The following is a 12,547-nucleotide window of genomic DNA, read 5'->3' on the forward strand; positions in this document are numbered from 1 at the left end:
CCATGACCCACACATTCGACCGCCGCTCGTTCCTGCGGTACTCCCTCATCGCCGGCGGCGCCGTCGGGACCGTCGGCGGGGCAGGTGTTCTCGCCGCCTGCAGTTCGGGATCGTCGTCGAGCTCGGACGCGATCAAGATGCAACTCTCGTGGATCAAGAACATCGAGTTCGCCGGCGAGTATCACGCCTTGTCGAGCGGGTACTACAAGGCCGCCGGCCTGGATGATCCCGAACTCATCACCGGCGGTGGCGCGGGAACCGGCGTGGAGACCGGACTGACGTCGAACAAGGTGTGGATCGGCACCACCGCGCCGCAGCTCACCGCGCCGGTGATCCTCAAGGGCGCCAAGCTCAAGACGGTCGCCGCGACGTACCAGAAGAACCCGTTCTGCATCATGTCCGACGCGAAGAAGCCGATCAACACCCCGGCGGACATGAAGGGTAAGAAGATCGGCGTGCAGGCGTCGAACGAGAACGTCTTCAAGGCGCTGCTCACTGCGAACAACATCTCCGAGAGCGACATCCAGAAGATCACCGTGCAGTACGACCCCACACCGCTGACGACGGGCGACGTGGATGGTTGGGTGGCCTACAGCACCAACGAGCCGATCACCCTGGCTGCCGGCGGCTTCCCCACTGCGACGCTGCTGTTCGCCGACAACAACCTCCCACTGGTCGCCGAGACCCTGGTGGTGCGGCAGGAGACCATCGACAACGAGCGCGACAAGCTGAAGAAGTTTCTCAAGGCCGAGGTGCAGGGGTGGAACGATGCGGTGGCCAACCCGCAGAAATCCGCCGAGCTGGCAGCCAACGTCTATGGCAAGTCACTGAAGCTGGATATGGCCGAACAGCTCAAAGAGGCCGTCGCACAGAACGAACTGGTCGTTTCGGCGGACACCAAGGCGAACGGTCTGCTGACCATGACCGACGCTCTGATCCAGGAGAACATCGAAGCGCTCGCCAAGGCGGGTTACACCATCGCTGCCGCGGACATCTTCGACATGTCGGTGCTCGGTGAGGTCTACGCCGAGAACCCGGATCTGAAGAAGTCGGTCTGACGCCACCCGCGGTGAACGCGCGTCTACCGATCAGACGCGCGCCCCGGTTCGCGCGCGGGCGAACGATGGGCGCGCGTTCAGCCTGGTGAGTGGTCGATCCCGGCCGGTCGCGGTGCCAGCCGGACCAATTGCGTCACGTGGGCCGGGGTGAGCGCGTCGAGCGAGGTGACGCCGAGCAACCGCATCGTGCGGGTGATCTGTTCACTCAGGATCTCGATGGCCCGGTCGACCCCCGCCTCACCACCGGCCATCAACCCGTAGAGATAGGCCCGCCCGACGAGGGTGAAGTCGGCGCCGAGTGCGATGGCCGCGACGATGTCGGCGCCCGACATGATGCCGGTGTCGAGGATAATCTCGGTACGCCCGCCGAGCTCGGCGGCGACCTCTGGGAGCAGGTGGAACGGGATCGGCGCCCGATCCAGCTGTCGCCCGCCGTGATTCGACAGGATGATGCCGTCCACGCCCAGGTCGACGACGGCCCGTGCGTCGGCAATCGTCTGGATCCCCTTGACCACCAGCTTTCCGGGCCACTGCGATTTGATCCAGGCGAGGTCGTCGAAGGTGACGGTCGGGTCGAACATGGTGTCCAGCAACTCGGCGACGGTCCCCGACCATCGATCCAGCGAGGCGAACGCAAGCGGCTCGGTGGTGAGGAAATCGATCCACCACTGCGGGCGCGGCAACGCGTCGAGGACGGTCGCGGGCGTGAGTGCGGGCGGTATCGACATCCCGTTGCGCTTGTCCCGCAGCCGCGCGCCGGCCACCGGGACGTCGACGGTCACCAGCAGCGTGTCGTATCCGGCGGCCGCGGCGCGCTCGACGAGCGCCATCGACTTGTCGCGGTCCTTCCACATGTACAGCTGAAACCAGTTGCGGCCATCCGGATTGGCGTCGCGCACGTCCTCGATGGACGCGGTGCCCATGGTCGACAGGGAGAACGGGATGCCCGCGCGACCGGCGGCCCGCGACCCGGCGTACTCGCCCTCGGTCTGCATCATCCTCGTGAAGCCGGTCGGCGCGATCCCGAACGGCATGCTGGAACTGCCGCCGAGGATCTGACAGCTGGTGTCCACGGTGGAGACGTCCCGCAGGATCGCCGGGTGGAACTCGATGTCGCGAAACGACTGTCGCGCCCGCTCGATCGACAGTTCGGCCTCGGCGGACCCGTCGGTGTAGTCGAACGCGGCCTTCGGCGTGCGACGCTTGGCGATCCTGCGCAGATCCTCGATCGTCAACGCCTTCTCCAGACGGCGACGTTTGGCGTTGAGCTCCGGCTTCTTGAACTGCATCAGCGGGGCGAGGTCGGCGACCTTGGGTACCCGACGTTTCATTCCACACACCCTCTCCATCGCCCCGAGGACTCCAACGTATCGAAGGCGCACGCCTGTCGGGGCGGCCCGATCAGACGGTTTCGAGCTCCCACCCTCCGGACCCCGTGAGCTCGAGACGGCGATCGTGGTGCTGGTCGATGGTGCTGCGGTGCCCGATGGAGAACACGATGCACTCGGGGACCTCGGTCTTGACCAGGTTGTACAGCGTGTACTCGAGCCCCTCGTCGACCGCCGAGGTCGCCTCGTCGAGGAACACCGCCGCCGGCCGCAGCAGCAGGATGCGTGCGAAGGCGATGCGCTGCTGCTCACCCGGCGACAGGATCTTCGACCAGTCCTCGAGGTCGTCGAGCCGACTCACCAGGTGGCCCAGCATCACCTTCTCCAACGCCGCGGAGATCCTCTCGTCGTCGACCTCCTCGACGGTCGCCGGGTACGCCACCGCGACCCGCAGGATGCCCAGGGGGATGTACGGCATCTGCGACAGGAACAACGTGCGCGACCCGTCCGGCCGGTCGATGTCGCCGTCGGCATAGGGCCACATCTCCGCGAGCGCGCGCAGCAGCGTGGTCTTGCCGGCACCTGAATTCCCCTTCACGACAACCGACTCCCCCCGTTCGAGACGGAGACTGAGGTTGTCGATGAGGCGTACGCCGGTCGGTGTCGAGACCCCGACCTTGTGCAGCGAGATCGTCTCATCCTCCCCGGCACCCACCTGCGGGAGCGCCCGTGACTTCTCGTCGGCGTCCATCAGCCCGTCGAGTCGGATGAGGGCCGCGCGATAGCCGGCGAAGGTGTCGTAGGCCTCGCGGAAGAACGACAGCGAGTCGTGGACCGAGGTGAAGGCCGACGACGTCTGGGTCAGGTCGCCCAGGCTCAGCGAACCGTTGAAGAACCGCGGGGCCTGGATCAGGAAGGCGAACACCGCGGAGATCTGACTGACGATGAGGTTCCAACCACTGAAGAGCAGGGTCCGGTTGACCAGCCGCCAGTAGTTCGCGATCACCCCGGCGAATCGGAAGAGCAACCCGTGTCGCTCAACGGTTTCCCCGCGGTAGAACGCGACGTTCTCCGCGCCGTCGCGGACGCGGACGAGCGCATAACGGAAGGTGGCGTTGAACGCCTCGTTGAGGAAGTTGAGCTTGATCAGCGGGCGACCGATCCAGAACGCGATCACCGTCGACACCAGGACGTAGGTGTAGACCAACCACACCAGCGCGTGCGGGATCGTGACCCCGAAGATGTCGAGTGGCCCGGACAGCTCCCACAGGATCTGGGTGAACGCGATGATCGAGGCGATCGACGACACCGCGCCCAGCGACAACGTCCGGGTGATCTGCACGTAGTCGGTGATGTCGGCCTGGATTCGCTGGTCGGGGTTGTCGATGGTGTTGTCGATGAAACGGTTGCGGTAGTAGGCGCGACCCTTGAGCCAGTCGGTGATGACGTGATCGGTCTGCCAGAGCCGCCAACGGATGTCGAAGGCCTGTCCGAGGTAGTAGACCGACAGCCCACGGACCACGGACACCGTCGCGAGCACACTGAACACCAGGATCGAGTTCCAGAACGCGTCCTTGCCGGTCTGCGCGATCGCGGAGTCACCCTGTGCGGCCCCCTCGGCGAAGGTCTGCAGACCGGTGAACAACTGATTGCCCTGATAGGACAGCAGGACGTTCAGACGGACCGAGGCCAGCGTCAGCAGCAGCAAACCCACGAACATGACCCACGTCGTCACGCCCTGACGGCCGGTGAAGTTCCCACGACCGAGTCGCCAGAACTGTCGGCCCCAGACCGTGAACCTCGCGAGCAGGAACGCGACCAGCAGGAATGCCACCGCGGAGATACCGAAAGCCCGCGCGAGCCACCAGAGCGACTCGACCAGCTCATGACTCCAGTCCCTGGTTGCCGTCACGGCGTGGACTCCCTCGATCACGCAGTCAAGCTGCAACACCAACAGGTTGGGCGAACAATAACCTGTCGCAGCCGGATTCGCGCGGAATGCCCGAAGGGTAGAACCGCGAATTGTTAGCGGAGAGAACGGTTTAGCTCTGGATCGCTCAGCCGATGCCGGTGACGGTGAGGAAGATCAGTGCGATGTTGAGCAGCACCACGACCACCGAGATCGCGATCGCGACGACCCGTAGCGGGGCGGCATCGGTGAACTCCCCCATGATCTCGCGATCGCGGGTGAGGCGGCCGAGCGGAATGATCGCGAACGGGATGCCGAAGCTCAGCACCACCTGGCTGATGACCAGCGCCCAGGTGGGGTCGACCCCGCTGCCGAGGACCACCAGCGCCGGGATCAGCGTGACGAGTCGCCGCACGAACATCGGGACGCGAATCTTCAGCAGTCCCTGCATGATCGACGCGCCGGCATAACAACCGACCGACGTCGAGGCGAGTCCGGAGGCGAGGAGTCCGACAGCGAACACCGTCGCCATCACCGGACCCATCGCGTCGCCGACCGCCCGCTGCGCACCCTCGATGGTGTCGGTGCCGTCCTTGCCCTGCAGGTTCTGCGCCGCGAGCAACAGCAGAGCGATGTTGACCGCACCGGCGATCACCAACGCCACCAGCACATCCCACCGGGTGGCCTTGACGAGTCGGCGACGACGGGCGACGCTCGGGCTGAACCCGTGACGGTCGACGACCAGCGCGGAGTGGAGATAGATGGCGTGGGGCATGACCGTGGCGCCGAGCATGCTGGTCGCCAGCAGCACGGTGTCGGTGCCCTGCAGCCGGGGGACGAGTCCACCGAGGACGTTGCCCGCCGACGGCGGGTTGACCACGAGCCCGGCGAGGAACCCGACCACGATGATCAGCAGCAGTCCGGCGATGATCGATTCGAAGGTGCGCTGGCGGTTGCGGGACTGAAAGGTCAACAGCCCCATCGAGATGACGCCCACGATCACCCCGCCGAGAAGCAGCGGGAGGTCGAACAGCAGGTGCAGCGCGATGGCGCCACCGATGACCTCGGCGATGTCGGTTGCGGCGGCGACGATCTCGGCCTGCGCCCAGAACGCGAGCCGATGCTTGCGCTTGAGACGCGACCCGATCAGCGACGGCAGCGTCTTGCCAGTGACGATGCCGAGCTTGGCCGACTGGTACTGGATGACCACCGCCATCGCGCAGGCCATCACCAGCACCCAGACCAGCAGGAAGCCGTAGCGGGCGCCCGCGGTGATGTTGGCCGCGACGTTGCCCGGGTCGACGTAGGCGATGGCGGCGACGAACGCCGGCCCCAGGAGCGCCACACCGGCGAGCCGTCGCGCCGGTCGGCCGGGCTTCTCGCCGGTCTCGGGTGCCACGGGAGGAGCTGCCATCCGAACAATCTCGCATACCGGCCGAGATTCTTCAACTCGGGCGAATATTATTCTTCGGTGAGCCTAACTTGGCTGCTCAGATCACTTACCGGAGACCTGTCCGTAGCGACGCAGGGCCTCTTCACGTTCGGCTTTGTGGTCGACCATGGGCTCGGGGTAGTCCGAGGGCCGACCGTCCTTCAGCTCGTGGACCGCCTTGCCCTCCACGTCGGCGAGTTCGGGCACCCAGCGTCGGACGTAGTCGCCGCTCGGGTCGAACTTCAGTCCCTGGGTGGTCGGGTTGAACACCCGGAAATACGGGGACGCGTCGGTTCCGCAACCCGCGGTCCACTGCCACCCGTGCTGGTTGCTGGCGAGGTCACCGTCGATGAGCTGGTCGAGGAACCACCGGGCGCCCCACTGCCACGGCACGTGCAGATCCTTGACGAGAAACGACGCGACGATCATGCGGACGCGGTTGTGCATGAACCCCGACCCGGAGAGCTGCCGCATGCCCGCGTCGACGATCGGGAAGCCGGTCTTTCCCGCTTTCCAGGCGTCGAAGGCCTCGTGGGCGGCCTTGTCCTCGTCGACCTCGATGGCGTCGAAGCTGCGGTTCCAGTTGTGCCACGCGCTGTGCGGCCACTCACGCAGCACCGATGCGTAGAAGTCACGGAAGCAGAGCTCACGCAGGTACGCCGTCGCCCCGTCCTTGTGGTCGCTGTCCTTCTCCAGTTCGGTGAGGTCGGCGAGCATGGTGCGCGGATGGATGTTGCCGAACTTCAGGTAGGCCGACATCCGGCTGCTGGCATCGAGATCGGGTCGGTCGCGGGCGTCGTCGTAGTCCTCCACCGAGTGCTGGGAGTAGTCCCCGGCGCCCTGACGGAACTGCTTCCACCGTTTCTGCGCTGCGTCCTCACCCGCCGGGATCGACAGCTCGACGTCGACGTCGGGGATGTCGACGGCGTGCACGTCCGACGATCCGGTACCCACGACGTCCTTCGGGTCGATCCAGTCCGCCGACTTCGCGCCCGACCGCGCCGGGGAGTGCCAGCCGTGCTCGCGCCAGGCGCGGAAATAGGGGGTGAACACCTTGTACGGCTCGCCATCGTTCTTGGTGACCCGCCCCGGGGTGACCGCGAACGACGACCCCGTCGAATGCAGTTCGATGTCACCGCCCTTGATGCCACTGAGTGCCTCCTCGACCCGTGCGTCGCGGGCGACGCCGTAGGGGGCGTGGTCGGCCGAGATGTGCACCGAGTTCGCGTCGATGGCCTTGGCGATCTTCGGGATCTGGTTCTCCGGCTTGCCCCGCACCACCAGCAGCCGCCCGTCGAGCTTCTCGTCGAGTCCGCGCAGCGAGTCGTAGAGGAATTTCAGCCGCCGGTCGCCTGCGGTCTTGACCAGCCACGGATCGAGGACGAAGCAGGCGAGCACGCGGTCGGCGGCATCGGCCGCGGCGAGCAGGGACGGCAGGTCGGACAGACGCAGGTCGCGTCGAAACCAGAGCAGCGATGTGGAGGAACTCATGCATCCATCCTGCCTGGCGCCTCGCCGCACGCCGTCACCATCGGCGGATCGGACGACTCCCCCAGGCACAATGGGGGCCATGACCGAACCGATCGCAGCGTCCGAGCGCGGGAACGACGTCAGCGTCCTCGTGGTCGACGACGATCCCGACGTGCTGAACTCGCTGGAACGCGGCCTGCGCCTGGCCGGGTTCGACGTCAGCACCGCCACCGGTGGCGCGGAGGCCCTGCGGTCGATGACGCAGCGACGCCCCGCCCTGCTGATCCTGGACATGAACATGCCCGGCCTCGACGGCGTCGGCGTCGTCACCGCGCTGCGCGCCCTCGGCGACGACATCCCGGTGTGCGTACTCTCCGCCCGGACCTCGGTCGACGACCGTATCGCCGGCCTCGAGGCCGGCGCCGACGACTACCTGACCAAGCCGTTCGACCTCGGTGAGCTGATCGCCCGCATCAAGGCGCTGCTCCGCCGCCGACCGTCCCCGGCGCCGGAGACGGGCCGACCCGACAGTCCCGACGACCATCTCGTCTTCGATCACCTCCGCGTCGACATCCCGTCCCGGCTCGTCCACAGCGGTGAGCACGCCGTCGACCTCACCCGCCGAGAGTTCGAGCTGCTCGTGGTCCTCGCCGAACACCCCGGGATGGTGCTGAGCCGAACACAGTTGCTCAGCCAGGTCTGGGGTTACGACTTCGCCGCCGACACCAACGTCGTCGACGTGTTCATCGGCTACCTGCGACGCAAGTTGGAGGCGAACGATCAACCCCGCATCATCCAGACGGTGCGGGGGGTCGGATTCGTCCTCCGGAGATCGGCGTGAGGTCGTGATCGGCGTGCGCAGGCGGCGACGGTCCCCCTCTCTGCGCACCCGTGTCACGGTGGCCGCCGCCCTGGTCACCGTCATCATCGTCGGCCTCGTGGGTGCGGTCGCCTGGACCCAGGTCCGCACGAGCGGCTATCGCGAACTCGACGCGCGCGTCGACACCCTCTCGGCGGCCATGCAACCCAGCCTCTCCAACCCCAACTCGACCACCATCGCCGACAACGTCGCCTCCGGATCCCTCGCGACCACCCGGGTCGGCGCACTGGCCCTGTTCAGCACGCCGACACAGATCCCACAGCAGGACGTCGGCATCCGTGACACGACGATCAACAACACGAAGTACCGAGTCAAAACCGTGTCGGTACTGGACAGTTCGATCCTCAATGGTGGAGCGAACATCTCGGTGGCCGTACCCCTCAAACCCACCCTGGACCGGATCGACGGACTCCGACGCGGCCTGCTGCTGATCGGGTTGGCCGCGGTCGTGGCCTCGGCCGTACTCGCCTGGCTGCTCGGCGGATTGGCCATCCGCCCGTTGCGCCGACTCGCCAAACACACCGAGGCGTTGCCCGTCGACGCCGGACCCGCGGACCCCGAACGCGCTGCACTGCACACCGTTCGCGGCGCGCGTGAGGCCGAGGAGATCGCCGCGGCGATGAACTCGCTGCTCGGGCGGGTCGACGACGAACGGGCCCGGACCCAGGAGGCGCTGACCACCGCACGCGACTTCGCGTCGGTCTCGGCGCACGAACTGCGAACCCCGTTGACCGCCATGCGCACCGACCTCGAGGTCCTCGACACCTTCTCCCCCGACGCGGCGTCGCGCGCCGAGATCATCACCGACCTGCGCCGATCACACGGTCGGATCCTGGAAACGCTGGCGTCGCTGGAGAACCTGGCCCAGGGCGAGCTCGGCGGCCGCGACCGGGTGCGGATGGATGTCGTGGACATCCTCGACCGGGTCGCGACCGAGTCGGCCGCGCGCCTGCACGGTGTGACGATCTCGCTCGACGGCGACCAGTCGGTGCCGGCCGCGGTGGTCGAGACCGGGATCGCGATGGCGGTCCAGAACGCGGTGATCAACGCCGTCCGGCACGGTCAGGCCACCGAGATCCGGTTGTCCGCCCATCCGCTCGACGCACACGGTGGTGCGGTCATCTGGGTCGACGACAACGGTCGGGGGATCCCACCGGCCGATCGGGCGCGGTTGTTCGGGCGCTTCGAACGTGGCACGACCACCGCCTCCGGGTCCGGCCTCGGACTGGCCCTGATCGCACAGCAGGCGACGCTGCATCGGGGCACCGCCGAGCTGTCCGACAGCCCCCTCGGCGGGACACGATTGGCGATCGGCATCGACACACCGACCTGACATGTCCGATTTTCGTCGCTACGGTGGATCTCGGGCCCGAGGTGCCGCTGCAGCCACGCCGGTGTCGCCCTCGATGAGCCCGTACCCCGCGAGGAGGCACACATGAGTTCGCGATTCACACGTATCAAGTTGGGCGCCATCACCCTGGGGATCGGTGCGGCCGCGCTCGCCGTACCCGCGACCGCCTCGGCCGCTCCGCCCGCCACACCGGTGCCGGGCACCAATTGCACTCTGGGCCAGGTCGAGCGGTCGATCGACGCCAACGCCCCCGAGGTCGCGCGGTACCTGGACAACCCGCGCATCCGGGCCGAGTTCGAGCGGATCGTGACCCTGCCCGACGCCGCCCGCCGCGCCGAGGCCGAGCAGTATCTGAACCGCTACCCGCAGCTGCGCCAGTACCGCCCGGCCGTCGAGGCGCGCATCGGCGTCATCGAGAACACCTGCAGCCGCTTCTGATTCAGGTCAGAGCAGCTTGCGGCCGAGTGAGGCCGCACCGACGATGCCCGCATCGTCACCCAGCGCCGAGACCACGAACCTGCGGTCCGGGTTGGGTTGGAGAACCCATGGCGCGGTGGCGGTTTCGATCCGATCGGCCAGGTCCTGGCCGAGTTTCTCGGCGAGGCCGCCACCGACCACCACCAGATCGAGATCGAGGACGTTGAGCGTCGACCCGATCGCGACCCCGAGAGCGTCGATCGCGGTGTCGAACAACGACACCGCCAGTTCGTCGCCGGAGTCGAGCGCCTTCTTCCACACCTTCGAGGTGATCTTGGTCTTGCCGAGCTCGTCACGGATGTCGAACAGGCTCGTGGTCCGGCCCGCCTCCACCATGTCCGCGGCCGCGGTCTCCATCGACCGACGGCCCGCGTAGGCCTCCACACACCCGCGCCGACCGCAGCCGCACAACGCGCCACGTTCCTGGACCACCACGTGACCGATCTCGCCTGCGGCACCGCGGGATCCGTTGAACGGTTCACCGTCGATGATCAGTGCTCCACCGATGCCGGTGCCCATCCAGAGACCCAGTACGTTGTCCGCGCCATCGGCCGCACCGGCGAGCCACTCGCCGAGCAGTCCGACGTTCGCGTCGTTGCCGAGTGCAACCGGGATGCCGAGCGCCTTGCCGAGTTCGTCACCGATCTCGACCTTGTCGTGCCAGTTGGAGAGATTGGGGACTGTCAGGACGTCGCCCTCGTGGACGACTCCTGGGATCCCGACACCGACCGCCCACGGGTCGGCGTCGAACGACGACACCAGTTCGGCGATCGTCGAGAGCACCGCATCCGGACCCTCGGTCGGGGTGTTCGCCTTCGCGCGGTCGACCACCCGATGGTGGGAATCGACCAGTCCGACCTCGATGTTGGTTCCCCCGACATCGACGCCGGCGACGAGATTCTTAGCCGACACCGAGGAGATCGATCACGAACACCAGGGTCTTGCCGGACAGCCGGTGTCCGGCGCCCGCGGGGCCGTAGGCGAGCTCCGGCGGCACGGTGAGCTGACGACGACCGCCCACCTTCATGCCGGGGATACCCTCCTGCCAGCCCGGGATCAGACGATCGAGCGGGAAGTTCGCGGACTGGCCGCGGTCCCACGACGAGTCGAACTCCTCGCCGGTGTCGAACTCGACGCCGACGTAGTGCACGTCGACCAGTCCGTGGGCGATCGCCTCGTCGCCGTCACCGACGACGATGTCGGTGGCCACCAACTCGGTCGGAGCGGGGCCCTCCTGGAAATCGACGGTGGGCTTTTCTTCCTGGGGCTTACTCAACTCAACGGTCTCCCATAGCTGTGAAGTCGCGCTCGGTGTACCCGGTGTAGATCTGGCGCGGACGCCCGATCTTGGTACCGGGGTCGGCATTCATCTCCTGCCAGTGCGCGATCCAGCCCGGCAGACGGCCGAGCGCGAACAACACGGTGAACATGCGCGTGGGGAATCCCATGGCGCGGTAGATGAGTCCGGTGTAGAAATCCACGTTCGGGTAGAGCTTGCGCTCGATGAAGTAGTCGTCGTGCAGGGCGACGTCCTCGAGACCCTTGGCGATGTCGAGCAGATCGTCGGTGACACCGAGGGTCTGCAGGATCGTGTCCGCGGTCTCCTTGACGATGGCCGCACGCGGGTCGTAGTTCTTGTAGACCCGGTGGCCGAATCCCATCAGCTTTACGCCGGCTTCCTTGTTCTTCACGCGGTTCATGAAGTCCTTGGTGTCGCCACCGCCCGCCTTGATGTCGTCGAGCATCTCGAGCACGGCCTGGTTGGCGCCGCCGTGCAGCGGGCCCCAGAGTGCGTTGATGCCACCGGAGATCGAGGTGAACAGGTTGGCCTGCGACGAACCGACCAGCCGCACCGTCGACGTCGAGCAGTTCTGCTCGTGATCGGCGTGCAGGATGAACAGCATGTCGAGGGCCTTGACGACCTCGGGGTCGACCTCGTACGGCTCGGCCGGGAAACCGAACGTCATCCGCAGGAAGTTCTCCACCAGGCTCAGCGAGTTGTCCGGGTAGAGGAACGGCTGGCCGGCCGACTTCTTGTACGCGTACGCCGCGATCGTCGGCAGCTTGGCCAGCAGACGGATCGTCGACAGCTCGACCTGCTCGGGATCCTTGGGATCGAGCGAGTCCTGGTAGTAGGCGCTCAGCGCGTTGACGGCGCTGGAGAGCACCGGCATCGGGTGGGCGTTGCGCGGGAAGCCGTCGAAGAACCGCTTGAGGTCCTCGTGCAGCAGGGTGTGCCGCTGGATCCGGTTGGTGAAGTCGTCGAGCTCACTCGGGGTCGGCAGCTCGCCGTAGATCAGCAGGTAGCTGACCTCGATGAACGTCGACTGCTTGGCGAGCTGGTCGATCGGGTACCCGCGGTAGCGCAGGATGCCCGCGTCACCGTCGATGTAGGTGATCGCCGACTTGGTGGACGCGGTGTTGACGAAACCACCGTCGAAGGTCGTGAGCCCCGTCTCGGAGAGGAACTTCCCGAGAGCGACGCCGGAGCTGCCCTCGGTCGCCTCGACGATGGGGAGATCGAGCTCGCCACCCGGGTAGGTGAAACGTGCGGACTGGGCTGTCGAATCGTTGGACGACACTGCTTCGGCGGACACTCGGGCCCCTTTTCGAATGGCTGGAACGGTCTTGTGAACCGGTTG

General features: G+C 66.7%; 11 protein-coding genes. 4 read left to right on the forward strand and 7 right to left on the reverse strand.

Annotated features, from left to right (window positions below):
* Positions 1–2: 2 nt before the first annotated feature.
* Complete coding sequence (locus IEV93_RS17205; RefSeq protein ID WP_188491164.1) at positions 3–1,058, forward strand: ABC transporter substrate-binding protein; 1,056 nt, start codon at positions 3–5, stop codon at positions 1,056–1,058.
* Positions 1,059–1,135: 77 nt separating this feature from the next.
* Here the strand turns inward: IEV93_RS17205 and IEV93_RS17210 are convergent, their stop codons facing one another.
* The 4 genes from IEV93_RS17210 to IEV93_RS17225 form a co-directional block, all read right to left on the reverse strand.
* Positions 1,136–2,389, reverse strand: a complete 1,254-nt coding sequence (locus IEV93_RS17210; RefSeq protein ID WP_188491165.1) for an alpha-hydroxy acid oxidase — start codon at positions 2,387–2,389, stop codon at positions 1,136–1,138.
* Between the two features lie 70 nt (positions 2,390–2,459).
* Positions 2,460–4,298 (reverse strand): ABC transporter ATP-binding protein/permease, encoded by a 1,839-nt coding sequence (locus IEV93_RS17215; protein ID WP_188491166.1) that lies wholly within the window; start codon positions 4,296–4,298, stop codon positions 2,460–2,462.
* 145 nt (positions 4,299–4,443) lie between these two features.
* Positions 4,444–5,709, reverse strand: a complete 1,266-nt coding sequence (locus tag IEV93_RS17220) for an Nramp family divalent metal transporter (RefSeq protein ID WP_188491167.1) — start codon at positions 5,707–5,709, stop codon at positions 4,444–4,446.
* Positions 5,710–5,790: 81 nt separating this feature from the next.
* Positions 5,791–7,218: a cryptochrome/photolyase family protein gene (locus tag IEV93_RS17225; RefSeq protein WP_188491168.1), complete on the reverse strand. Its 1,428-nt coding sequence runs from the start codon at positions 7,216–7,218 to the stop codon at positions 5,791–5,793.
* 79 nt (positions 7,219–7,297) lie between these two features.
* Here IEV93_RS17225 and IEV93_RS17230 point away from each other — a divergent pair, with 79 nt between their 5' ends.
* The 3 genes from IEV93_RS17230 (at position 7,298) to IEV93_RS17240 (ending at position 9,866) form a co-directional block, all read left to right on the forward strand.
* On the forward strand, positions 7,298–8,038 hold the full coding sequence (locus tag IEV93_RS17230) for a response regulator transcription factor (protein ID WP_188491169.1): 741 nt from the start codon (positions 7,298–7,300) through the stop codon (positions 8,036–8,038).
* A gap of 58 nt (positions 8,039–8,096) precedes the next feature.
* Complete coding sequence (locus IEV93_RS17235; RefSeq protein ID WP_188491170.1) at positions 8,097–9,410, forward strand: sensor histidine kinase; 1,314 nt, start codon at positions 8,097–8,099, stop codon at positions 9,408–9,410.
* A 102-nt stretch (positions 9,411–9,512) separates the two neighbouring features.
* Positions 9,513–9,866 (forward strand): hemophore-related protein, encoded by a 354-nt coding sequence (locus IEV93_RS17240; RefSeq protein WP_188491171.1) that lies wholly within the window; start codon positions 9,513–9,515, stop codon positions 9,864–9,866.
* A 6-nt stretch (positions 9,867–9,872) separates the two neighbouring features.
* On the opposite strand, the gene IEV93_RS17245 is transcribed toward IEV93_RS17240, so the two are convergent.
* The 3 genes from IEV93_RS17245 to IEV93_RS17255 are packed head-to-tail and all read right to left on the reverse strand — an operon-like array spanning position 9,873 to position 12,502.
* Positions 9,873–10,817 (reverse strand): ROK family protein, encoded by a 945-nt coding sequence (locus tag IEV93_RS17245; RefSeq protein ID WP_188491172.1) that lies wholly within the window; start codon positions 10,815–10,817, stop codon positions 9,873–9,875.
* Positions 10,807–11,181, reverse strand: a complete 375-nt coding sequence (locus tag IEV93_RS17250; protein WP_229705267.1) for an FKBP-type peptidyl-prolyl cis-trans isomerase — start codon at positions 11,179–11,181, stop codon at positions 10,807–10,809. The genes IEV93_RS17245 and IEV93_RS17250 overlap by 11 nt, the downstream gene beginning before the upstream one ends.
* Position 11,182: 1 nt before the next feature.
* Positions 11,183–12,502: a citrate synthase gene (locus IEV93_RS17255; RefSeq protein WP_188491174.1), complete on the reverse strand. Its 1,320-nt coding sequence runs from the start codon at positions 12,500–12,502 to the stop codon at positions 11,183–11,185.
* Between the last annotated feature and the right edge of the window lie 45 nt (positions 12,503–12,547).

It is taken from the genome of Williamsia phyllosphaerae (assembly GCF_014635305.1).
GTDB lineage: Bacteria > Actinomycetota > Actinomycetes > Mycobacteriales > Mycobacteriaceae > Williamsia_A > Williamsia_A phyllosphaerae.